General features: G+C 71.0%; 22 protein-coding genes and 1 pseudogene. 15 read left to right on the plus strand and 8 right to left on the minus strand.

Annotated elements, in window-relative coordinates:
- Positions 1-8 precede the first annotated feature (8 nt).
- Entirely contained in the window at positions 9-1,004 is a 996-nt protein-coding gene (gene gmd / locus AB0K52_RS08420; protein ID WP_363528022.1) for a GDP-mannose 4,6-dehydratase, read from the minus strand.
- A gap of 196 nt (positions 1,005-1,200) precedes the next feature.
- On the opposite strand from gmd, the gene AB0K52_RS08425 reads away from it, so the two are divergent.
- The 3 genes from AB0K52_RS08425 to AB0K52_RS08435 all read left to right on the plus strand — a co-directional run bounded on the left by AB0K52_RS08425 (position 1,201) and on the right by AB0K52_RS08435 (position 4,497).
- On the plus strand, positions 1,201-2,352 hold the full coding sequence (locus AB0K52_RS08425; protein ID WP_363528025.1) for an alkaline phosphatase PhoX: 1,152 nt from the start codon (positions 1,201-1,203) through the stop codon (positions 2,350-2,352).
- A gap of 103 nt (positions 2,353-2,455) precedes the next feature.
- Positions 2,456-3,430 (plus strand): NAD(P)/FAD-dependent oxidoreductase, encoded by a 975-nt coding sequence (locus AB0K52_RS08430; RefSeq protein WP_363528028.1) that lies wholly within the window; start codon positions 2,456-2,458, stop codon positions 3,428-3,430.
- A 101-nt stretch (positions 3,431-3,531) separates the two neighbouring features.
- Entirely contained in the window at positions 3,532-4,497 is a 966-nt protein-coding gene (locus tag AB0K52_RS08435) for an NAD(P)H-quinone oxidoreductase (protein WP_363528031.1), read from the plus strand.
- Between the two features lie 218 nt (positions 4,498-4,715).
- On the opposite strand, the gene AB0K52_RS08440 is transcribed toward AB0K52_RS08435, so the two are convergent.
- Positions 4,716-5,135 carry a MerR family transcriptional regulator gene (locus AB0K52_RS08440; protein ID WP_363528034.1) on the minus strand — a complete coding sequence of 140 codons (420 nt, stop codon included), beginning with the start codon at positions 5,133-5,135 and terminating at the stop codon, positions 4,716-4,718.
- 186 nt (positions 5,136-5,321) lie between these two features.
- Here AB0K52_RS08440 and thrS point away from each other — a divergent pair, with 186 nt between their 5' ends.
- Positions 5,322-7,343 carry a threonine--tRNA ligase gene (gene thrS / locus AB0K52_RS08445; protein WP_363528037.1) on the plus strand — a complete coding sequence of 674 codons (2,022 nt, stop codon included), beginning with the start codon at positions 5,322-5,324 and terminating at the stop codon, positions 7,341-7,343.
- 42 nt (positions 7,344-7,385) lie between these two features.
- Here the strand turns inward: thrS and AB0K52_RS08450 are convergent, their stop codons facing one another.
- Positions 7,386-8,879, minus strand: a complete 1,494-nt coding sequence (locus tag AB0K52_RS08450) for a potassium/proton antiporter (protein ID WP_363528040.1) — start codon at positions 8,877-8,879, stop codon at positions 7,386-7,388.
- Positions 8,880-8,961: 82 nt separating this feature from the next.
- Between AB0K52_RS08450 and AB0K52_RS08455 the strand changes: the two genes are divergently transcribed.
- The 7 genes from AB0K52_RS08455 to pdxS all read left to right on the plus strand — a co-directional run bounded on the left by AB0K52_RS08455 (position 8,962) and on the right by pdxS (position 14,437).
- Positions 8,962-9,507: an HIT domain-containing protein gene (locus AB0K52_RS08455; protein ID WP_363528043.1), complete on the plus strand. Its 546-nt coding sequence runs from the start codon at positions 8,962-8,964 to the stop codon at positions 9,505-9,507.
- Positions 9,508-9,623: 116 nt separating this feature from the next.
- The gene (pgsA, locus tag AB0K52_RS08460) at positions 9,624-10,244 is read left to right on the plus strand and encodes a phosphatidylinositol phosphate synthase (RefSeq protein WP_363528046.1); all 621 of its coding nucleotides are present in this window, start codon (positions 9,624-9,626) and stop codon (positions 10,242-10,244) included.
- Positions 10,237-11,133 carry a phosphatidylinositol mannoside acyltransferase gene (locus AB0K52_RS08465; protein ID WP_363528049.1) on the plus strand — a complete coding sequence of 299 codons (897 nt, stop codon included), beginning with the start codon at positions 10,237-10,239 and terminating at the stop codon, positions 11,131-11,133. The genes pgsA and AB0K52_RS08465 overlap by 8 nt, the downstream gene beginning before the upstream one ends.
- Before the next feature lie 10 nt (positions 11,134-11,143).
- Positions 11,144-12,259, plus strand: a complete 1,116-nt coding sequence (locus AB0K52_RS08470) for a glycosyltransferase family 4 protein (protein ID WP_363528411.1) — start codon at positions 11,144-11,146, stop codon at positions 12,257-12,259.
- Positions 12,260-12,380: 121 nt separating this feature from the next.
- Complete coding sequence (locus AB0K52_RS08475; RefSeq protein WP_363528052.1) at positions 12,381-12,845, plus strand: SPW repeat protein; 465 nt, start codon at positions 12,381-12,383, stop codon at positions 12,843-12,845.
- 68 nt (positions 12,846-12,913) lie between these two features.
- Entirely contained in the window at positions 12,914-13,393 is a 480-nt protein-coding gene (locus AB0K52_RS08480) for a hypothetical protein (protein ID WP_363528055.1), read from the plus strand.
- 123 nt (positions 13,394-13,516) lie between these two features.
- Complete coding sequence (gene pdxS / locus AB0K52_RS08485; RefSeq protein ID WP_363528058.1) at positions 13,517-14,437, plus strand: pyridoxal 5'-phosphate synthase lyase subunit PdxS; 921 nt, start codon at positions 13,517-13,519, stop codon at positions 14,435-14,437.
- Between the two features lie 53 nt (positions 14,438-14,490).
- Here pdxS and AB0K52_RS08490 read toward each other — a convergent pair whose 3' ends face one another.
- Complete coding sequence (locus AB0K52_RS08490; protein WP_363528060.1) at positions 14,491-14,925, minus strand: SSI family serine proteinase inhibitor; 435 nt, start codon at positions 14,923-14,925, stop codon at positions 14,491-14,493.
- A 61-nt stretch (positions 14,926-14,986) separates the two neighbouring features.
- On the opposite strand from AB0K52_RS08490, the gene AB0K52_RS08495 reads away from it, so the two are divergent.
- A complete protein-coding gene (locus tag AB0K52_RS08495) occupies positions 14,987-15,280 on the plus strand; it encodes a hypothetical protein (protein ID WP_363528063.1) in 294 nt (97 codons plus the stop codon).
- Here the strand turns inward: AB0K52_RS08495 and AB0K52_RS08500 are convergent.
- Together AB0K52_RS08500 and AB0K52_RS08505 are read right to left on the minus strand one after the other, a co-directional pair.
- The gene (locus AB0K52_RS08500) at positions 15,277-15,834 is read right to left on the minus strand and encodes a hypothetical protein (protein ID WP_363528066.1); all 558 of its coding nucleotides are present in this window, start codon (positions 15,832-15,834) and stop codon (positions 15,277-15,279) included. The genes AB0K52_RS08495 and AB0K52_RS08500 overlap by 4 nt on opposite strands.
- A 52-nt stretch (positions 15,835-15,886) precedes the next feature.
- Positions 15,887-16,318 (minus strand): hypothetical protein, encoded by a 432-nt coding sequence (locus AB0K52_RS08505; protein WP_363528069.1) that lies wholly within the window; start codon positions 16,316-16,318, stop codon positions 15,887-15,889.
- Between the two features lie 161 nt (positions 16,319-16,479).
- Here AB0K52_RS08505 and pdxT point away from each other — a divergent pair, with 161 nt between their 5' ends.
- The 3 genes from pdxT (at position 16,480) to AB0K52_RS08520 (ending at position 18,676) form a co-directional block, all read left to right on the plus strand.
- Positions 16,480-17,133: a pyridoxal 5'-phosphate synthase glutaminase subunit PdxT gene (pdxT, locus tag AB0K52_RS08510; RefSeq protein ID WP_363528072.1), complete on the plus strand. Its 654-nt coding sequence runs from the start codon at positions 16,480-16,482 to the stop codon at positions 17,131-17,133.
- 20 nt (positions 17,134-17,153) lie between these two features.
- A complete protein-coding gene (locus AB0K52_RS08515) occupies positions 17,154-17,915 on the plus strand; it encodes a YebC/PmpR family DNA-binding transcriptional regulator (RefSeq protein WP_363528075.1) in 762 nt (253 codons plus the stop codon).
- Between the two features lie 92 nt (positions 17,916-18,007).
- Positions 18,008-18,676, plus strand: coding sequence for a phosphoribosyltransferase (locus AB0K52_RS08520; protein ID WP_363528078.1), 669 nt, complete (start codon positions 18,008-18,010; stop codon positions 18,674-18,676).
- On the opposite strand, the pseudogene AB0K52_RS08525 reads toward AB0K52_RS08520, so the two are convergent.
- Both AB0K52_RS08525 and AB0K52_RS08530 read right to left on the minus strand, forming a co-directional pair.
- Positions 18,673-19,272 (minus strand): annotated as a pseudogene (locus tag AB0K52_RS08525) (alpha/beta hydrolase); the annotation flags it as partial. The gene AB0K52_RS08520 and the pseudogene AB0K52_RS08525 sit on opposite strands and share 4 nt — an antisense overlap.
- A 57-nt stretch (positions 19,273-19,329) precedes the next feature.
- Positions 19,330-20,580, minus strand: coding sequence for a multidrug effflux MFS transporter (locus tag AB0K52_RS08530; RefSeq protein WP_363528081.1), 1,251 nt, complete (start codon positions 20,578-20,580; stop codon positions 19,330-19,332).
- Positions 20,581-20,813 lie beyond the last annotated feature (233 nt).

Genomic DNA, 20,813 nt, shown 5'->3' on the forward strand with positions numbered 1-20,813 from the left:
TAACCACTTCACAGGGCCTTCCGGTCCGCGTCGACCATGATCCGGGCCAGCTCGTCCCAGTGGACCCGCGCCCGCCAGCCGATCTCGCGCGCGATCTTGGCGGGGTTGCCGATGAGCTCGGGGACCTCGGCGGGCCGCTCGTAGCGTTCGTCGTGCTCGATGTGGTCGCGCCAGTCGAGCCCGGCGTGGCCGAAGGCGGCCTCGGCGAAGTCGCGCACGGTGGCGGGCCGGCCGGTGGCGATGACGTAGTCGACCGGTTCGTCGTGCTGGAGCATGAGCCACATGGCCTCGACGTACTCGGGCGCGTAGCCCCAGTCGCGCACGGCGTCCATGTTGCCGAGGAAGACCTTCTTCTCGAGGCCGGCCTCGATCCGGGCCACGGCCCGGGTGATCTTGCGGGTCACGAACGTCTCGCCGCGCCGGGGGCTCTCGTGGTTGAAGGAGATCCCGGAGACGGCGAACATGCCGTAGGACTCGCGGTAGTTCACGGTGGCCCAGTGCGCGTAGACCTTCGCCACCCCGTAGGGGCTGCGCGGGTGGAACGGCGTCGTCTCGTCCTGCGGCGGCAGGGCCGTGCCGAACATCTCCGAAGTGGACGCCTGGTAGATCCGGGTGTCGATGCCGCTGGCGCGCACGGCCTCCAGGAGCCGGATCGCGCCGAGCGCGGTCACGTTCGCGGTGTACTCGGGCAGGTCGAAGCTGACGCGCACGTGGCTCTGCGCGGCGAGGTTGTAGATCTCGTCGGGGCGCACGTCGCGGATGAGGTTCACCAGCATGCCCGCGTCGGTCACGTCGCCCTTGTGGAGGAAGAGCCGCCGCTCGCTCTCGTGCGGGTCCTGGTAGACCGCGTCGAGGCGGGAGGTGTTGGCGATGAGCGAGGACGCGTGCCGGACGATCCCGTGGACCGTGTACCCCTTCGCGAGCAGCAGCTCGGTCAGGTACGACCCGTCCTGCCCGGTGATGCCGGTGATCAGGGCGGTCTTGCCGGGCGTCGCTGCGGTCATCGTCCGCCTTCCTGTCCAGGTGCTCCCTCGAGTCTAGTCAAGGACGCGGCCCCGGACCGCGCTGAGAACCGTTCACGTCCCGGTCATCGAGACATCACCGTCCCGACGCGCCGAGTTGCCTCGCCGAGCGTCCGGCATTCCCTACGGTGTGTGTGCCAAGCGATCTCCGTCTCATTCGCCCGCAAAGGAACCGCTCATGCACCGACGCAATGTACTGCGAGCCGCCGTGGTCGGCACCGGCTCCGTCGCCTTCGGGTTCACCATGACCCGCCCCTCGTTCGCCGCCTACCCCGTCCAGACCGGCCCGAGCCCGTACGGGTCCCTCCAGCCCGCCGACGCCAACGGCGTCATGCTCCCGCAGGGCTTCACCTCCCGCATCGTCGCCCGCTCCTCCCAGACCGTGCCCGGAACCTCCCACACCTGGCACGGCGCCCCCGACGGCGGCGCGTGCTTCGCGGACGGGAACGGCTGGATCTACACCTCCAACGCCGAGCTCTCCACCGGCGGCGGCGCGGGCGCGCTGCGCTTCGACGCCGCCGGGAACGTCGTCGACGCCTACCGCATCCTCGACGACACCCGCAGCAACTGCGCGGGCGGCGCGACCCCCTGGAACACCTGGCTCTCCTGCGAGGAGGTCGACCGCGGCTACGTGTACGAGACCGACCCGTTCGGCGTGAACGCCGCCTCCCAGCGGGCCGCGATGGGCCGCTTCAAGCACGAGGCCGCCGCATGCGACCCCGACCGCGGGGTCATCTACCTCACCGAGGACGTCTCCGACGGGGCCTTCTACCGCTTCAAGCCCACCACCTGGGGAAACCTCGCCTCCGGGCAGCTCCAGGTCCTCACCGAGACCAGCGGCGCCCTCGCGTGGAAGAACGTGCCCGACCCCGACGGCTCCCCGACCGCCACCCGCAACCAGGTCGCGAACACCAAGCGCTTCAACGGCGGCGAGGGCTGCTACTACGCCGACGGCGTCTGCTTCTTCACCACCAAGGGCGACAACCGCGTCTGGGCCTACGACGCGGTCAACAACACCCTCGTCATCGCCTACGACGACAACCTCACCTCCAGCGCGCCCCTCGCGGGCGTCGACAACATCACCGGCGCGACCGCCAGCGGCGACCTGTTCGTCGCCGAGGACGGCGGCAACATGGAAATCTGCATCATCACCCCCGACGACATCGTCGCGCCGTTCCTTCGCCTCTCCGGCCACGGCTCCTCCGAGATCACCGGCCCGGCGTTCAACCCGGCCGGGAACCGCCTCTACTTCTCGTCCCAGCGCGGCACCTCCGGCTCCAGCTCCGCGGGCGTCACCTTCGAGGTGACCGGCCCCTTCCGCACGGCCTGAACCGAAGGGGCTTCACGGATCCCGGGTTCCGTGAAGCCCCACGGGGGCCGCCGCGTCGCTACGATGTCGGAACGTGTCCCTACAACGGAGTCGGTGATCGCCCATGTCCGTCCTCACCGTCGACCTCGCGATCGTCGGCGCCGGTCCCACCGGCATCTACGCCGCCTACTACGCGGGCTTCCGCGGCCTGCGGACCGCCGTAATCGACGCGCTCCCCGAAGCGGGCGGCCAGATCACCGCCATGTACCCCGAGAAGCAGATCCTCGACGTCGCCGGATTCCCCTCGATCAAGGGCCGCGACCTGGTCGACAACCTGCTGCGCCAAGCCGCGCCGTTCGAACCGGCGTACCTGCTCGGACGCCAGGCCCGCAAGCTCGAGCACCACGACGGCACGCCCGTCCTGGAGCTCGCCGACGGCGAGCGGATCGAGGCCGGAGCCGTGCTCATCACCGGCGGCCTCGGCAGCTTCTCGCCCCGGCCGCTGCCCGCCGCCGAGGACTTCCACGGCGCGGGGCTCGTCTACTTCGTCCCCGAACTCGCCGCCCACGCCGGGCAGGACGTGGTCATCGTCGGCGGCGGCGACTCCGCGTTCGACTGGGCGCTGGCCCTCCACGGCATCGCCCGCAGCACCACGATCGTGCACCGCCGCGAGAAGTTCCGCGCCCACCAGGCCACCGTGGACCGGGTGCGGGACCTCGGCGTGCCCGTCATCGTCAACGCCCAGGTCACCGCGGTCCACGGCACCGAGCAGGTCGACGGCGTCACCGTCGACGTGAAAGACCAAGGGCCGCAGGAACTCCCAGCCGACGCGATCGTGGCGGCCCTCGGCTTCACCGCCGACCTCGGGCCGCTGGGGGAGTGGGGTCTCGACCTCGACCGCCGCTGCATCGCCGTCGACTCCACGATGGCCACCAACCTGCCGCGCGTCTACGCGGCGGGCGACATCGCCGCCTACCCCGGCAAGGTCAAGCTCATCGCGACCGGCTTCGGCGAGGCCGCGACCGCGGTGAACAACGCCGCCGTCGCGATCGACCCCGAAGCCCACCTCTTCCCTGGACACTCGAGTGAGCAGCCGTAATCCCTTGTGGCACAACATATCTGAGCATTCCACACGGGACTAACATGATGTACTGACGGGTATCGCGCCGCGGGCTCCGAACCGAGTCCTACTATGCGGAGATGCTTGCCATGACCGTCGCCGACGGCCGCCTCACCGCCGCCCAGGTGCCCGAACCCGCGCCCGGCCCCGATGAAGTCCTCATCGAGGTCACCGCCGCCGGCGTCAACCGCGCCGACCTCCTCCAGACCGCCGGCCACTACCCGCCGCCCCCAGGTGCGCCCGCCTGGCCCGGCCTCGAGGTCTCCGGCACCATCGTCAACGTCGGCAGCGACGACAACGCCTCCTTCCTCGGCGCCGAAGTGTGCGCCCTGCTCCCCGGCGGCGGCTACGCCCAGTACGTCACCGTCGACGCCGGACTCGTGCTCCCCAAGCCCGAGAACGTGAGCCTCGTCGACGCGGCCGGCCTGCCCGAGGTCGCCGCCACCGTCTACTCCAACCTGGGATTCCTCCTCGACGGCGACCCCGACCGCAAGCGGCGCGTACTCGTCCACGGCGGCGCGGGCGGCATCGGCACCTTCGCGGTCCAGTTCGCCAAGAAGCTCGCCGCGGCCGAGACCTGGACGACCGCGCGCACCGAGTGGACCCAGCAGCTGCAGGAGCTCGGCGCCGACCGGGTCATCGACTACCGCAGCGAGGACTTCGCGGCCCTGTGCATGGAAGCGGGCGGCGCGGACGCCATCCTCGACGTCATCGGCGCGGCCTACTTCGAGCCGAACCTCAAGGCACTCGCCCAGGACGGGCGGCTCGCGATCATCGGCCTCCAGCAGGGCAACGCCGCCCAGATCCACCTCGGGGGGCTGCTCGCCAAGCGCGCCACCATCACCGGCACGACCCTCCGCGCCCGCCCCCTCGACCAGCGCCGCCAGATCATCGCCGAGACCTTCGAACGCGTCTGGCCCGCCCTCGACGCCGGCGAGATCGAGCCCGTCGTCACCACCCGCCTCCCGCTCGGCGAAGCCCCGGAAGCCCACCGCCTCATGGGCGCGGGCGGCCACTTCGGCAAGATCGTCCTCACCCTCAAGTAGGCCTGTCGGACCCCGGTGCGACCCTTGAACGGGGGCGCTTCGCGACGCCCGATTCGCGCAGACCCTCCGCGACACGCCGAAAGCGCCCGCCGCCGCCCTCTCAGGATGGCGGCGGGCGCTTCCCGTTCGCTACTTCTCGCAGCAGCCGTGGCAGCAGGCCTCGCCGGCGCACTGGCACGCGTCGTCATTGCAGCAGTTGCAGCACTCGTCGGTCGTCATCACTTGCACTCACCTCCCACAGCACTGTTCGGGGGACACCAGTTCTCGGGCAGCGGCGGGTCGCAGGTGCCCGCGTCGACCGCGCGCAGCATGTCCGTCAGCTGGCTCCGCAACCCCTCGAGCCGCACGATCTCGGCCGTGATCTCGCCGATGCGCCGCTCCAGGTGCTGCCCGGCCGGCTCGCACGGGCACGAGCCCGTGTCGCGCACCGCCAGCAGGTCCGCGATGTCGGCCAGGCGCAGCCCGGCGCGCTGGCAGGCCCGGATGAACCGGGCCCGGTCGAGCGCGTCGGTCCCGTACCGGCGGTACCCGGCCGCGCTGCGCTCGGGCGCGGGGAACAGGCCCTCGCGCTCCCAGTGGCGGATGGCGTCGGACGAGACGCCCACCTCTTCGGCGAGCTTCCCGACGGTCAGAGTCATGGTTGCCGCAGTCATACAACGACGGTAAACCTTGGTGCCGGGACCAAGGTCAAGGCCGAGCGCGGAGTTATTTCCAACGCGCTCACGTCGCGACTAATGCGATGGAGCCCACCGACCCGCGGCTACTACGATTGACCCGAATATCCACTGGCGGCACTCGCCGCCGAGCACCGAACGAGGAGAACCGTGGCATCCGCAGCGCCGAACCACAGCAGCCCAGCCGTCACCGAACCGCTGTGGGTGACTGCCGGCACCACGTGCGCTGCAGCGGTGGCCGAGGCCGGTCTCCCCGTGAACGGGCCGAACGCGATCGTCGTCGTCCGCGACGCCGAAGGGCAGCTGCGCGACCTGTCGTGGGCGCCCGAGGCGGACACCAAGGTCGAGCCCGTGCCGCTGGACAGCCCGGACGGGCTCAACGTGATGCGCCACTCCGCCGCGCACGTCATGGCGCAGGCGGTGCAGGAGCTGCACGAGGCCAAGCTCGGCATCGGCCCGCCGATCACCGACGGCTTCTACTACGACTTCGACGTGGCCGAGCCGTTCAACCCCGACGACCTCAAGGCCGTCGAGAAGCGCATGCTCCAGATCATCAAGCAGGGGCAGACCTTCCACCGCCGCAAGTACGCCTCCCTCGACGAGGCCCGGGCCGAGCTCGCGAACGAGCCCTACAAGCTCGAGCTCATCGAGACCAAGGGCGAGGGCACCGACGCCGACGAGGTCATGGAGGTCGGCGGCGGCGAGCTCACCGCGTACGACAACCACGACCGCAACGGCGAGCGCGTCTGGGGCGACCTGTGCCGCGGCCCGCACCTGCCCTCGACCAAGCTCATCGGGGCCGTCAAGATCATGCGCTCGGCCGCCGCGTACTGGATGGGCTCGGAGAAGAACCCGCAGCTGCAGCGCATCTACGGCACCGCGTGGCCGACCGTGCAGGACCAGAAGGACTACCTCGCGCGCCTCGCCGAGGCCGAGAAGCGCGACCACCGCAAACTCGGGCAGCAGCTCGACCTCTTCTCGTTCCCCGACGAGCTCGGCTCCGGGCTCCCGGTGTTCCACCCCAAGGGTGCGATCATCCGGTACGAGATGGAGTCCTACCTGCGCGAACGCCAGCGCGAGGCCGGGTACGAGCTGGTGAACACCCCGCACATCACCAAAGAGGGGCTGTTCCACACCTCGGGGCACCTGCCGTACTACGCGGACACCATGTTCCCGCCGATGGAGCTCGAGGGCGCGAACTACTACCTCAAGGCCATGAACTGCCCGATGCACAACCTGATCTTCCGCTCGCGCGGGCGCTCGTACCGCGAGCTGCCGCTGCGCCTGTCGGAGTTCGGGACCGTGTACCGGTACGAGAAGTCCGGCGTGGTGCACGGCCTGACCCGTGTGCGCGGCCTGACCCAGGACGACGCGCACATCTACTGCACCCAGGAGCAGGCGCCGAGCGAGATCAGGAGCCTCCTGGAGTTCGTGCTGCAGCTGCTGCGCGACTACGGGCTCAACGACTTCTACCTGGAGCTCTCGACCAAGGGCGACTCCGAGAAGTTCATCGGCGACGACGAGCTGTGGGAGTCGGCGACCGCGACCCTGCGGCAGGTCGCCGAGGAGTCGGGGCTCGACCTGGTCCCGGACCCGGGCGGGGCGGCGTTCTACGGCCCGAAGATCTCCGTGCAGGCGAAGGACGCGATCGGCCGCACCTGGCAGATGTCGACCATCCAGCTCGACTTCAACCAGCCGGTGGGCTTCAACCTGGAGTACTCGGCGGCGGACGGCACCCGCAAGCAGCCGGTCATGATCCACCGGGCGCTGTTCGGCTCGATCGAGCGGTTCTTCGGCGTGCTGACCGAGCACTACGCGGGCGCGTTCCCGGCGTGGCTGGCCCCGGTGCAGGCCGTGGGCATCCCGGTGCGGGACGAGAACGCGGACTACCTGGAGGCGTTCTTCGGGCGGCTCCGCGCGGCGGGCATCCGCGGCGAGGTCGACCACTCGGACGACCGCATGCAGAAGAAGGTCCGCAACGCGCAGCTGCAGAAGATCCCGTTCATGATCATCGCCGGTGACGACGACCAGAACGCGGGCACCGTGTCCTTCCGCTACCGCGACGGGTCGCAGCGCAACGGCGTCCCGGCCGACGAGGCGATCGCGCACGTCGCGGAGATCGTGAAGTCCCGGGTGAACGAAGGCCCTTCGGCCGCGACCGAAGAGGCGTAAGCGACGACAGGAGGCGGCCCGCACCGGTTCGGTGCGGGCCGTTCAGTCTTCGCCGGTCTCGCCGAGCCAGCGGGCGAGGCGGCCGGCCCGGGCGAGGGCGGTGAGGCGCTGCTCGGTCGCTTCCCGCAGCGCCGGGGTGGTGACGACGAGGAGCTGGTCGTTCGAGCGGAGCCGGTCGGCTTTGGCGGGGACGAAGAGCGTGTCGCCGCGCACGATCCCGGCGATGGCGCTGCCTTCGGGGAGGCGGAGCTCGAAGATGCGGATGCCGGCCAGACCCGAGCCCTTCTGGACGGTGATGGTGAGGACTTCGCCGTCGACCGCGTCGAGCGGCGCGGTCTCGATCTCGACCTCCTGGACGACCGATTCGAGCGCGAGGCCCAGCCGTCTCGCCACCCACGGCAGGGTCGGGCCCTGCAGGAGGGTGAACACGACGACGAGGACGAACACGATGTCCCACAGCTGCTGCGCGCCGGGCAGCTCCAGGGCGCGCGGGATCGTGGCCAGGACGATGGGGATCGCGCCGCGCAGGCCCGCCCACGACAGGAGCACCTGCTCTTTCGCGGTGAACTTGAAGGGCAGCAGGGAGATCCACACCGAGACCGGTCGCGCGAGGAGGGTGAGCACGACGCCGAGGACGAGGCCCGGGACGATGGCGTCGAGCAGGGTCGAGGGCGAGGCGAGCAGGCCCAGCATGACGAACATGCCCAGCTGCGCCATCCAGCCCAGGCCGGTCGCGAACGACTGCGTCGCGGCCCGGTGCGGCAGGCGCGAGTTGCCGAGGACGAGGGCCGCCAGGTACGCCGCGATGAACCCCGAGGCGTGCACGGCGCCCGCGGCCGCGAACGCGGCGAGGCCGAGGCTGAAGACCGAGAGCGGGTAGAGGCCCGACGCGGGCAGGGCGAGCCGCCGCAGCAGCCAGGCCCCGCCGAAGCCGACCGCGACGCCGATCGCCGAGCCGGCCGCGAGCTCCCACACCAGGACCCCGAAGAGCTCCAGCGGGTCCGGGATGCCCGCCACCGCGGAGAACGCGAGCACCAGGATCACCGCGGGGGCGTCGTTGAACCCCGACTCGGCCTCCAAGGTGCCGCTGAGCCGCTTCGGCAGGCCGAAGCCGCGCAGCACCGAGAACACCGCCGCCGCGTCCGTGGAGGCCACGACCGCGCCGAGCGCCAGCGAGAGCTGCCAGTCGAAGCCCAGCAGGAAGTGCGCGCCGAGCGCGGTCACCACGACCGAGACGCCGAGGCCGACGGTCGCGAGCATGGCGGCCGGCGCGATCTGCCTGCGGATCGCCTGCCACCGGGTCGAGAGGCCGCCCTCGATGAGGATGAGCGCCAGCGCGAACGTGCCGAGCGCCTGCGCGAGCTCGTAGTCCTCGAAGAGGATGCCCACGCCGCCCTCGCCGAGCACGAGGCCCGCGCCGAGGAACACCAGGAGCGCGGGGAGTCCGAGCCGCTGCGTGGCCCGCAGCGCGGCGACGGAGAGGAGCACGGTGACGCAGCCGATGAGCACTACGAGGTACAGCTGGGGCAACGTCACGTCCGGAGCTTAACCGACACCGCGTGTCACGGTGTTTTCGTCGGGTTTCCAGCACGGGTCCCGCGTGCCCTAGGATCGTCCCGTGGAAGAGCGCGAAGGCGAAGGCGTCGGCGTCCCCGACGGGTACGAGCGGCTGTGGACCCCGCACCGCATGTCCTACATCCAAGGCGAGGGCAAGCCGACCGGCGACGACGCGGATGTCGAGGGCTGCCCGTTCTGCGAGATCCCCAAGCTCGAGGACGCGGACGGCAACATCGTCTTCCGCGCCCCGACCATGTACGTGGTCATGAACAAGTACCCGTACAACAACGGCCACCTCATGGTCGTGCCCTTCCGGCACGTCCCCGACTACACCGACCTCGACGCCGACGAGATCGCCGAGATGGGCGCGCTCACCCAGCGCGCCATGACCGTCCTGCGCGCCGTCATGGGCGCCCACGGGTTCAACATCGGCATGAACCAGGGCCAGGTCGCGGGCGCGGGGATCGCCGGGCACCTGCACCAGCACATCGTCCCGCGCTGGGGCGGGGACGCGAACTTCATGCCGATCATCGGCCGCACCAAGACCCTCCCGCAGCTGCTGAAGGACACCCGCGCGGACCTCGCGGCCGCATGGGAGCGGGTGTGACCGGCCGGACCCCGTTAGAGTCAAGGCAGCGCCCCCTGCCGGCCCGGTCCGGCGCGGGCGCACCGCACCCACTTGCCCGAACACCCACTTGGGCCAGCCCAGAAAAACAGGAGACCATGGCGAAGTTCCTTCGGACCTCCGGCCGAGCGGGCGTACGCCGCTACGTCGACGCCGCCGCGAAGCTCCTCATCCGCGTGGGCGTCTCCGCCAACGCCGTCACCGTCGCCGGCACCGCCGTGGTCGTCGGCGCCTCCGTGCTGCTGCTCGCCCCCGGCCACCTGCTGGCGGGCCTCATCGTGGTCGCCGCCTCGGTGCTCACCGACATGCTCGACGGCGCGATCGCCCGCGTCAAGGGCACCACGAGCCGCTTCGGCGCCCTCCTCGACTCCACTTGCGACCGCCTCGCCGACGGCGCGATCATGGCCGGCCTGGCCTTCTTCCTGCTCGCGGAGGACCGGGCCCTGGGCGGGGCGCTGGCGCTGTGGGCGCTCATCGCCTCGCAGATGGTCTCGTACGTGAAGGCCCGCGCCGAGTCGCTCGGCGCCGAGTGCAATGTGGGCATCGCCGAGCGGCCCGAGCGGCTCATCATCGCCGCCGTCGCGGTCCTCCTGGAGGTCCTGAGCGTGCCGTTCGCGCTGGAGGCCGGGATGGGCCTGCTGGCGGTGCTCGCCTCGATCACGGTCGTGCAGCGGCTCGTGTTCGCGCGGGCGGTGCTGGAAGAGCGCGTCGATGTCTGAGCGCCTGACCGAGCTGGCCTACCTGGCCGCGTGGCGCGGCGTCCGGCTGCTGCCCGAGGGCGCGGCGGGCGCGCTGGGGAACCGCTTCGCGGACCGCGCCCTGAAGAAGAACGGGCGGGGCGTGCGCCAGTTGCGCAAGAACCTCGCCCGGGTCGTCGAGGGGGAGCCGGACGAGGCGCTGATGCGCCAGGCGATGCGCTCGTACGCCCGGTACTGGCTCGAGGCGTTCCGGCTGCCGTCGATGAGCACCGCGCAGCTCGAGCGGAAGTTCGAGATGAACGGGTACGAGCCGGTCCACGAGCGCGCGCAGCGGGGCCTCGGTTCGATCGTGGCGCTGCCGCACAGCGGGAACTGGGACTTCGCGGGGGCCTGGGTCGGCGCGGTCGCGAAGGACCGCTTGACGACCGTGGCCGAGCGGCTGAAGCCCGAAGGGGTGTACCGGCGGTTCCTGGAGTACCGCGAGTCGCTGGGAATGACGATCATCCCCACCTCGGGCGGCGACCGCAATCCGCAAGCGGCCCTGGGGGAGGCGCTCGACGACGGGCACGTGGTGGCGCTCGTCGCCGACCGCGACCTGGGGCGCGGGGGCACCGAGGTGAAGTTCTTCGGCGAGGCCACGACCTTCCCCACGGGGCCCGCGCTGCTGGCGATCCGCAACAAGGTGGAGCTGTTCACCGCCGCGATCCACTACGAGCAGGACCGCGCCGTCTGCCACATCACCGGCCCGGTGGACCTCGGCACCGGCTCGTTCCGCGAGCGGGTGGCGGGCACGACGCAGCGCATGGCCGAGGCCTTCGAGGCGGGCATCCGCGCCCATCCGGCCGACTGGCACATGCTGCAGCGCTTCTGGTCGGCCGACTTCGACGCGCCGCGGGAAGGCGCGGGCTGACATGGGGGACCTGCGGATCGGGATCGTCAGCCCGTACTCCTTCGACGTCCCCGGCGGCGTCCAGTTCCACATCCGCGACCTCGCCGAGACCCTGATCGCCGCCGGGCACGACGTGTCGGTCCTGGCCCCGGCCACCGATACCGAAGGCCTGCCCGACTTCGTGGTCTCCGGCGGCAAGGCCGTCGCCGTGCCCTACAACGGGTCGATCGCGCGCCTCGCGTTCGGGCCGCGCTCGGCCGCGCGCGTGCGCAAATGGTGCGCGGAAGGGGACTTCGACGTCGTCCACGTGCACGAGCCGCTCACGCCGAGCCTCTCGTGCCTGGCGGTCCTCAACGCCCGCTGCCCGGTCGTGGCCACGTTCCACACCGCGATGACCCGGTCGCGCATCCTCGCGGCCGGGAAGCACATGGCGCAGCTGGTGCTCGAGAGCCTCTCGGCGCGGATCGCGGTGAGCCCCTACGCCCGCAAGGTCCAGGTCGAGCACCTGGGCGGCGGCGCGGTCGAGATCCCCAACGGCGTCTCGGTCGCGTTCTACCGCAAGGCCGCGCCGCTGCGCGACCGGCCCGAGGGGCCGACCATCGGGTTCATGGGCCGCTACACCGAGCCGCGCAAGGGCTTCCCGATCCTGCGCGACGCGTTCGCGCGGCTCGCGGCCGACCGGCCCGACCTGCACCTGCTCGTCGTCGGCCGCGGCGACCCCGAGGAGGCCGTCGCCGGGCTCGACCCCGACGTCGCCCGCCGCATCCGCTTCCTCGGCGCCGTCCCGGACGAGGAGAAGGCCTCGATGCTCGCCGGCGTCGACCTCTACGTCGCCCCCAACACCGGCGGCGAGTCCTTCGGCATGATCCTCACCGAGGCCATGGCCGCCGGGACCTGCGTGCTCGCCTCGGACATCGAGGCGTTCAGCGCGGTCCTCGACGACGGGAACGCGGGGGCCCTGTTCGCCGTCGGCGACGCCGCCGACCTTGCCGCGAAGGCCGCGCGACTCCTCGACGACGGGGAACTCCGCACCGCGTACGTCGAACGGGCCAACGAGTGGGTCAAGCGCTACGACTGGCCCGAGGTCGCCGCGCGCCTGCTCGAGGTCTACCGCGCCGCGATCGAAGCGGGCACCGAACGCCGCTGAATCCCGCAAAACGTGTGATCGCCTCTTTACTCAGCGTGCGCATCGGGTCCATAATGAGGCAGAGGGGCCGCGTAGTCCCGTGCCGGAGCCGCACGCGCGCGGACCCACGGAGGGCAGTTCGATGGCCGATATCTCTCACCGGGGCGAAGCGATGACCACGCACCCGGACGTCCACGAGATGCGGGCCCGATACGACAAGCTGCTCGGCCGGAGGGACGTGGCGTTCATCGACGCCCCGGTCTTCCTCGTCGGGCTGTACTGCATCATCTCGCCCTGGGTGGTCGGCTTCTCGGCCTCGCAGGCGGACTTCGCCACGCACAACCTGATCGTCGGCATCGCCGTCGGCCTGCTGGCGCTCGGATTCACCGTGGCCCCCGAGCGCATGTACGGCATGAGCTGGGCACTGTGCGCCATAGGCATCTGGCTGGCCGTCTCGCCATGGGTGCTCATCACCAACCCTGAGACGAGCCTCATCTGGAACAACGTCATCGTCGGCGCCCTGACCTTCCTGCTCGGCCTCATGGCCGCCTGGCAGGTCCGCGGCACCCGCGACACGACACCGACGCCGGGAGCGGGGCCGATGTAGCCGCACCCGCATACTGCCGCCCGCCACCGGACTTCCGGTGGCGGGCGGCTGTACGTAAGATCAGCCCGATGTGGTGGTTGGCTGTGCTCGTGACGATCGTGGCCGTCGTCGGCGCGTACGCGACGTGGACGGTCACCCGCGTCGAACGCCTGCACCGCCGCGCCCGCGCCGCCGAGGGCGCCCTCCTCGCCAAACTCGACGACCGCGCCGAGACCGTCCTCAAATTCGTCGGCAACCCCGGCTTCGAAGAGGTCGTCGCCCTCGCCCTCTCCGTCGTCGCCGTCCCCGCCGACACCCAGCGCCAGCGCGAACTGCGCGAGTACGCCGAGAACGACCTCACCCGCGCCCTGCGCGAACTCGCCGCCGACCCCCTCTGGTCCGACGACCTCGACGCCGCCAACCGCCGCGTCGCCCTCGCCCGCCAGATCCACTCCGACTTCGTGCGCGACGCCGTCGCCTCCCGCTCCCTCCCCATGTCCGTCGTCCTCCGCCTCCACCACCGCCTGCCCCGCCCCGAGTACTGGGACATCGAGGACCCCGTGCACTGATCGGGCCCGATCGCCCCGTTTGTATCAAGGGGCTTGTGAGGCGGGTCGCGGCGTAGAATCGGCCAGGTCAGACCCCTCTTGGCGCCAGCCAACGACATGCCCTGCAGTTGACGACTACCTCAGATGGAGCCGGGAACCGTGTCAGAGACCCAGAAGACCGAGGCCCAGATCGGGACCGCCCGCGTCAAGCGCGGCATGGCCGACATGCTGAAAGGCGGCGTCATCATGGACGTCGTCACGCCCGATCAGGCCAAGATCGCCGAAGACGCCGGCGCCGTCGCGGTCATGGCGCTCGAGCGCGTCCCCGCCGACATCCGCCGCGAAGGCGGCGTCTCGCGCATGTCCGACCCCGACATGATCGACGGCATCATCGAGGCCGTCTCGATCCCCGTCATGGCCAAGGCCCGCATCGGCCACTTCACCGAAGCCGCCGTCCTCGAGTCCCTCGGCGTCGACTACGTGGACGAGTCCGAGGTCCTCACCCCCGCCGACGAGGCCAACCACATCGACAAGTGGCAGTACAACGTGCCGTTCGTCTGCGGCGCGACCAACCTCGGCGAGGCCCTGCGCCGCATCGCCGAAGGCGCGGCCATGATCCGCTCCAAGGGCGAGGCCGGCACCGGCAACGTCGTCGAGGCCACCCGCCACATGCGCCAGATCCGCCAGGACATCGGCAAGCTCACCACCCTCGACTCCACCGAGCTCTACGCCGCCGCCAAGGAGCTCCGCGCCCCCTACGAGCTCGTCGCCGAGGTCGCCCGGCTCGGCAAGCTCCCGGTCGTGCTCTTCACCGCCGGCGGCATCGCCACCCCCGCCGACGCGGCCATGATGATGCAGCTCGGCGCCGAAGGCGTCTTCGTCGGCTCCGGCATCTTCAAGTCCGGCGACCCGGCCAAGCGCGCCGCCGCCATCGTCAAGGCCACCGCCTTCTACGACGACCCGAAGGTCATCGCCGAGGTCTCCCGCGGCCTGGGCGAGGCCATGGTCGGCATCAACGTCGACACCCTCCCCGAAGAGCAGAAGCTCGCCAAGCGCGGCTGGTAACACAGCACGCGAAAGGGCCGGGGCGTCGCCGCCCCGGCCCTTTCCATTGCGTCCTAAGGCTTTCCGAGCTCGAAGACCGAACCGCCCGTGGCGTTCACCCCGACGCAGTAGTTCGAGTACTCCCGCTCGAACACCACGAAGTCGCCGTCCCAGAACCCGACCGCCCGGAGCTGCACCGGGTCGTGCTCCTTGGTGCACAACGCGTCCGCGACCGGCGCGAGCGCGTCGAAGTCGCCCTCGGCCATCGTCAGCTGCGCGCAGGCGTCGACGCCCTTGCTGTGCCCGGCCCCGCCGGGGCACGCCAGCAGCGTGCCGTTGACGAGGCCCTGGCGTTCGACCTCCAGGAACAGGAGCCCCGAGGCGCTGCCGCCGGTGCCGGGATCGACCGGGACGGGCTGGTCCTGCGGGAACGAGGTCGCCTGGGCCGGAGCGGCACTCGCGGCGACGATGGCGGCGGCCGCGAGGGCGCCGAGGACGAGCTGCTTCATGCGCCGATCCTAAGGACCCGAAGGCGTCCGATCCCGCTTTGACACGCTTTAGGCTGGGGCCATGAACGCAAGCGACCTCGATCAGCTCCCCACCGCCGACCTCCAGCACCGCGCGTTCGCGCTGGCGCGCGAGCGCCGTGACTGGCGGTTCTTCATCGACCTGTTCCGGCACACCCCGACCGCGCTCGACTCCGAGGACCTCGACCCCGACGTGGCCGAGATCGGGGTGGCGATCGACGACCTGCTCGGCATGTGGCGCGAGGCCACCCAAGGGGACTGGGGCTCGGCCGAACCGCTCGCGCGGGCGGCCTTCATCGACTACATCCGGCGGCACGGCGGCGCGCCGGCGTCCTAGTCCCCGGCGCGCTTCGCGGACTTGCTGAGCCAGTACCTGATGTCGCTGGCGAAGAGCCACCACAGGGACAGCACGGAGGCGAACACCCACGGTGCGACGACGAGTCCGACCCCGATCGACATGAGCATGCCGATGACGAACAGGATCGCGGTGGCGGCCACGGCCGACCAGCGGACCGCCTTGAGGCGGGACTTGAACCGGATCGCGCACAGGGCGGCCACGATCGAGGCGATGATCGTGACCCCGGCGATCGTCAGGTAGACGGCCAGGAAGCTGGTGCTCTGGTAGTAGTCGAAGTCGCCCTGGGCGGTGCCGGTGGGCCCGAGGAAGTCGGGGTCCCGATAGTTCTCCTCGATGTCGGCGAGGCTCACGGAGCGGGCGCTGAGGGTGGTCACGGCCACCAGGTTGCCCGCGAGCACGCCGGAGACCACCTGCACCCACATCGCGATCTGCAGCCGCAGGAGCTTCTTGCGGGGCATCTCGTCCTCGCCGTCGGCGTCCTTGTCGGGCGGGACGGGGCCCTTGTCGCGGCCGAAGTTCGGTTGCGGAAGCATTATGTGGCCTTTCAGCGGTGGCTGGCTGGGTCGCCCGCCGGGGCGCCGCCCGCTAGTGGTTGAACCAGCGGCGGGCGAAGCGCTCGGTAAGCGTTCCCAAGATCGTAATCGGCACGATGGCGAGGCCGATGCAGAGCGCCCAGTAGAGGCCGCCGGTGAACAGCAGCCAGCCGAGGCCGACGAGCGCGGCGGCCTGGACGAGCAGGATGAGCACCCACAGGATCCGCCACTGGAACCGCAGGAGGGCGATGGCGAGGACCAGGAACAGCGCGAGCCCGCCGAGGCCGACCGCGGCGCGGTAGACGTCGTGCACGGCGGCCGAGGGCACGAAGTCCTTGGCCTGGTGGTGCAGGAGCACGATGAGACCGCCCGCGACGAGGGCGATCGCCGCTTCGATCCACATGGTGTTGCGTCCGGCCCGGACGGCGCGGGGCATCGGGTTGCGCTTCGAGGTCTTGGCCATCTTCTTCTTACTCCCGGGCATGAAGGGGTGCGTCACGTTCGATCGCAGACTTTAACGGATCGTCGCCTCTCGGCCGTGTTCAGCCCGGTTTCGGTCACAGCCCCGATCGGGCAGGTAGGCACGGGGGCGAACCCGAATTACGCTTGTCGCGCCCGATGATCCGCGACTTTTGGAGTTCTCTGATGACCGCTGTGCCCACGATCGGCGTGCTCGCTCTGCAAGGCGACGTGGTCGACCACATGCGCGCGCTCGAGGCCGCGGGCGCCCGGGCCGTGCCGGTGCGCCGCGAGTCGGAGCTCGACGCCGTCGAGGGCCTGGTGATCCCCGGCGGGGAGTCGACCACGATGAGCAAGCTGCTGCAGATCTTCGACCTGTTCGAGCCGGTGCAGAAGCGGCTGGACGCCGGGCTGCCGGTGTTCGGGTCGTGCGCGGGCATGATCATGCTCGCCGACGAGGTGCTCGACGGCCGCCCCGACCAGCGCTCGTTCGGTGCGATCCCGATGACGGTGCGCCGCAACGCCTTCGGCCGCCAAGTGGACTCGTTCGAGACCGAGATCGGCATCGACGGCGTCGCGGGCGGGCCGTTCCGCGCGGTGTTCATCCGCGCCCCTTGGGTGGAGCGGGTCGGCGCGGGCGTCCAGGTCCTGGCGAGGGTGCCGGGAGGGGCCGCCGACAGCGGCGCAGGGGCGGGGGAGGAGCAGGGCGGTAGGATCGTCGCCGTACGTGCGGGCGCTTGCCTGGCCACCTCCTTCCACCCGGAGGTGACCCCTGACGCGCGGGTGCACGAGTACTTCGTGGGAATGGTCCGAGGCGCAGACGCCGGACCGGTCGAGTAAGAGGAACGAGGAACGCCGGTATGAGTGGCCACTCCAAGTGGGCGACGACCAAGCACAAGAAGGCCGCGATCGACGCCAAGCGGGGCAAGATCTTCGCGAAGCTCATCAAGAACATCGAGGTCGCGGCGCGCACCGGCGGTCCCGACCCGACGGGCAACCCGACGCTCTTCGACGCGATCCAGAAGGCCAAGAAGAGCTCGGTCCCCAATGACAACATCGACCGCGCGGTCAAGCGCGGCGGCGGCCTCGACGGCGGCGGCGTCGACTACGAGACCCTGATGTACGAAGGCTACGCGCCGGGCGGCGTGGCGGTGCTCATCGAGTGCCTGACCGACAACCGCAACCGGGCCGCGGCCGAGGTCCGCGTGGCGCTGACGCGCAACGGCGGCTCGCTCGGCGAGGCCGGCTCGGTCGGGTACATGTTCTCCCGCAAGGGCACGGTCATCGTGTCCCCCAACGAGAAGCTGACCGAGGACGACATCCTCATGGCGGTCCTCGACGCCGGCGCCGAAGAGGTCAACGACCTCGGCGAGGGCGGCTTCGAGGTGCTGTGCGAGCCGACCGACCTCGTCGCGGTCCGCACCGCCCTGCAGGACGCGGGGATCGACTACGACTCCGCCGAGGCGGGCTTCGTGGCCTCCACGAACATCGAGGTCGACGTCGAGGGCGCCCGCAAGGTGATCCGCGTGGTCGACGCGCTCGAGGACTCCGACGAGGTCCAGAACGTGTGGACCAACGCCGACATCTCCGACGACGTCCTCGCCGCGCTCGACGCCGAGTAGGACCGGCCGAGAACGGGCCCGGAGCGAACGCTCCGGGCCCGTTCGCTGCTCCGAGGGGGTTTGGGGACGGCGCCAGCGGGCACTTCCGCTTCATGGGCGAGGAGGTGTTCGCCGACCGGCGCGACGCCGGGCGGCGGCTGGCGCGGCTCTTGGGGGAGTACGGCGGCCGTGAGGACGTGGTGGTCCTGGGGCTGGCGCGCGGCGGGATACCCGTCGCCTTCGAGGTCGCGCGGGCGCTCGAGGCCCCGCTGGACGTGTTCACGGTCCGCAAGATCGGTGTGCCGGGCCAGGAGGAGCTGGCCATGGGCGCGATCGCCTCGGGCGGCGCGGTCGTGATGAACTACGCCGTCGCGGACGAGCTGGGGATCTCCTCGGTGCGCTTCGATCTGCAGGCCGAGCGCGCCTCCGTCGAGCTCGAGCGCCGCGAGCGCGCCTACCGCGGCGACCGGCCCCCGCTGCGCATCGAGGGCAGGACCGTGATCCTCGTCGACGACGGGCTGGCCACCGGCACGACCATGCGCGCGTCCGTGCGGGCGGTGCGCGAACTCGGCCCCGCACGCCTGGTGGTGGCCGTGCCGACCGCGACTGCGTCGGCCTGCCGCGAGGTGGCCGCGATCGCCGACGACGTGGTGTGCGTGTCGATCCCGCAGCACCGGTACGCGGTGAGCCAGAGCTACGACGACTTCGCCCAGACCACCGATGACGAGGTGCGCGCGCTGCTCGCGGCGGCGGCGGACGGCCAGGACGACCCGGCCTTCTAAGGTTCCAGGTATTCGGCGAACCACTCCCGCGCGAGGTCGGCCACGGCCTCCAAGGTCCCCGGCTCCTCGAACAGGTGCCCCGCGCCGGGCACGATCGCGAACTGGCTCGTCCCGCCCAGTCGCCGCTCCGCGCGCAGGTTGAGCTCGGCCACGGCCTCGTCGCGGCCGCCCACGATGAGCAGCGTCGGCGCGGTCACCTCGGCGAGCCGGTCTCCAGCGAGGTCGGGTCTGCCGCCCCGCGAGACGACGGCGCCGACCCGCGCCTCGGGCGCCGCCGCGGCCCACAGCGCGGCGGCCGCGCCGGTGCTCGCCCCGAAGTAGCCGACCCGCAGCCGGCCGTACCGGCCGCGCACCCACGCGGTGGCCTTGAGCAGCCGGTCGGCGAGGAGGTAGACGTCGAACACGTTCGCCCGGTCCTCCGCCTCCCGGGGCGTGAGCAGGTCGAACAAGAGCGTCCCGAGACCGGCCCGGCGCAGCCGTTCGGCGACGAACCGGTTGCGGGGGCTGTTCCGGCCCGACCCCGATCCGTGGGCGAACAGGACCACGGCCCGCGCAGTCTCGGGCAGGACCAGGTCGCCCTCGAGTGCGGCGGGTCCGACCGGGATCGTCACCGACGCTTCCACATCGGCCCGGATACCCGGTCCCCGGCGCGGCTACGCCTCGGCGAGCGCGGGTTCCCTGCGGTACACCGCGATCGTCCACACCACCGCGGCCGCCGTGGCGGCCGCGTACACGGCGATGCCGATCGTCATGTTCGCGAGGGTCACGCCGCCGATCGTGGCCAGCGCGGGCATCGCGCCGCCCGCGCCCATCTGGGTCGCGCCCATGAACGCCGAGGCGGTGCCGGCGATCTGCGGCGGCTGGGAGGACATCGCGGCCGCGCCGGCGTTGGGGAAGACCACGCCGCAGCCGAACATCATGAGCACGATCCCGGCCGGGACGGTCCACAGGTTCGCGGCGTCGGCGAACTGGACGCCGGCCATCCACGCGACGCCCGCCAGGGAGATCGCCATGCCGGCGACCATGCGCTGGTGCGAGGCGCTGCGGTCGATCATGATCATGTTGGCCTGGTTCCCGGCGAGGAGCGCGAGGGTGCCGACGGCGAACAGCAGCGAGAAGAAGCCCGCGGACGCGCCGAGCTCCTGCTGCGAGATGAAGCTGAATGTCGAGACGTACGTGAACAGCATCGAGAAGTTCATGATGACCACGAGCGTGGGCGCGATGAAGCGGGCGTCGCGCACGAGGGTGCCGAGGGACGCGGCGAACTCGCGGGCGCCCATGGCGCGGCGCTCCTGCGCGGGCAGGCTCTCGGGCAGGAACTTCCACACCAGGAAGGTGGTGAGGACCGACAGGGCCGCCATGAACACGAAGACGGTCTGCCAGGGGCCGAAGCGGATGAGCTGGGCGCCGACGACCGGGCCGAGCATCGGCGCGAGCATCGTGACGAACATCATCTTGGCGGTGAAGCGGGTCATGTCGTCGCCCGCGAAGTGGTCGCGGATGACCGCGCGGGCGACCACGACGCCGGCGGCGCCGCTGAGGCCCTGGAGGAAGCGCATGGCGATGAGCAGGTCGGCGCTCGTGGCGACGGTGCACACCAGGGAGGTGGCGGTGAAGACCATCATGCCGACCAGCAGCGGCTTGCGGCGGCCGATGCGGTCGGAGAGCGGGCCGATGAACGCCTGGCCCAGGCCCATGCCGATCATCATCGACGTGAGCGTGAGCTGGATGCGGCTCTCGGGGGTGCCGAGGGCCTCGGCCATCGCGGGGAACGCGGGCAGGTAGAGGTCGATCGCGATCGGCGCCGTCGCCGAGAGCGCGCCGAGGACGAAGACCATCGTGGCGATGAAGCGTCGCGAGTGTCCGGGCGCGGCGACGGGCGGCATGAAGGCAGCAGCAGACACAGTGATCCCAACAGGTTTCGAGCGGAGATGCTTCGGGGCGCCGGTTCCGGCACTCGCTTCGATCGCCGATGGGAGGCGAGTGCGGCCGGACCGGCCGACTACCACCCAATCATGTAACTAGCCGACCGGCAAGTGGTTTATGGGCTAGGCCACCGGTCCGATTCCCGACTGACGCCGATCGGCCGCCATCCCGTTCCGCACCCCGCCGACGTGCTTCGGGCCGAACGTCGGAC

Source organism: Glycomyces sp. NPDC049804 (genome assembly GCF_040674615.1).
Classification (GTDB): Bacteria; Actinomycetota; Actinomycetes; order Mycobacteriales; family Micromonosporaceae; genus Glycomyces; species Glycomyces niveus.

Coding starts and splice junctions, on each gene's coding strand:
- pdxS (WP_363528058.1), top strand. CDS start 13,517: ATGGAGCCGGGAACCGTGTCAGAGACCCAGAAGACCGAGGCCCAGATC.
- AB0K52_RS08440 (WP_363528034.1), bottom strand. CDS start 5,135: ATGACTCTGACCGTCGGGAAGCTCGCCGAAGAGGTGGGCGTCTCGTCC.
- AB0K52_RS08435 (WP_363528031.1), top strand. CDS start 3,532: ATGCTTGCCATGACCGTCGCCGACGGCCGCCTCACCGCCGCCCAGGTG.
- AB0K52_RS08480 (WP_363528055.1), top strand. CDS start 12,914: ATGTGGTGGTTGGCTGTGCTCGTGACGATCGTGGCCGTCGTCGGCGCG.
- AB0K52_RS08505 (WP_363528069.1), bottom strand. CDS start 16,318: ATGCCCGGGAGTAAGAAGAAGATGGCCAAGACCTCGAAGCGCAACCCG.
- AB0K52_RS08465 (WP_363528049.1), top strand. CDS start 10,237: ATGTCTGAGCGCCTGACCGAGCTGGCCTACCTGGCCGCGTGGCGCGGC.
- AB0K52_RS08490 (WP_363528060.1), bottom strand. CDS start 14,925: ATGAAGCAGCTCGTCCTCGGCGCCCTCGCGGCCGCCGCCATCGTCGCC.
- AB0K52_RS08520 (WP_363528078.1), top strand. CDS start 18,008: ATGGGCGAGGAGGTGTTCGCCGACCGGCGCGACGCCGGGCGGCGGCTG.
- AB0K52_RS08495 (WP_363528063.1), top strand. CDS start 14,987: ATGAACGCAAGCGACCTCGATCAGCTCCCCACCGCCGACCTCCAGCAC.
- AB0K52_RS08475 (WP_363528052.1), top strand. CDS start 12,381: ATGGCCGATATCTCTCACCGGGGCGAAGCGATGACCACGCACCCGGAC.
- gmd (WP_363528022.1), bottom strand. CDS start 1,004: ATGACCGCAGCGACGCCCGGCAAGACCGCCCTGATCACCGGCATCACC.
- pdxT (WP_363528072.1), top strand. CDS start 16,480: ATGACCGCTGTGCCCACGATCGGCGTGCTCGCTCTGCAAGGCGACGTG.
- AB0K52_RS08430 (WP_363528028.1), top strand. CDS start 2,456: ATGTCCGTCCTCACCGTCGACCTCGCGATCGTCGGCGCCGGTCCCACC.
- AB0K52_RS08515 (WP_363528075.1), top strand. CDS start 17,154: ATGAGTGGCCACTCCAAGTGGGCGACGACCAAGCACAAGAAGGCCGCG.
- AB0K52_RS08425 (WP_363528025.1), top strand. CDS start 1,201: ATGCACCGACGCAATGTACTGCGAGCCGCCGTGGTCGGCACCGGCTCC.
- AB0K52_RS08500 (WP_363528066.1), bottom strand. CDS start 15,834: ATGCTTCCGCAACCGAACTTCGGCCGCGACAAGGGCCCCGTCCCGCCC.
- pgsA (WP_363528046.1), top strand. CDS start 9,624: ATGGCGAAGTTCCTTCGGACCTCCGGCCGAGCGGGCGTACGCCGCTAC.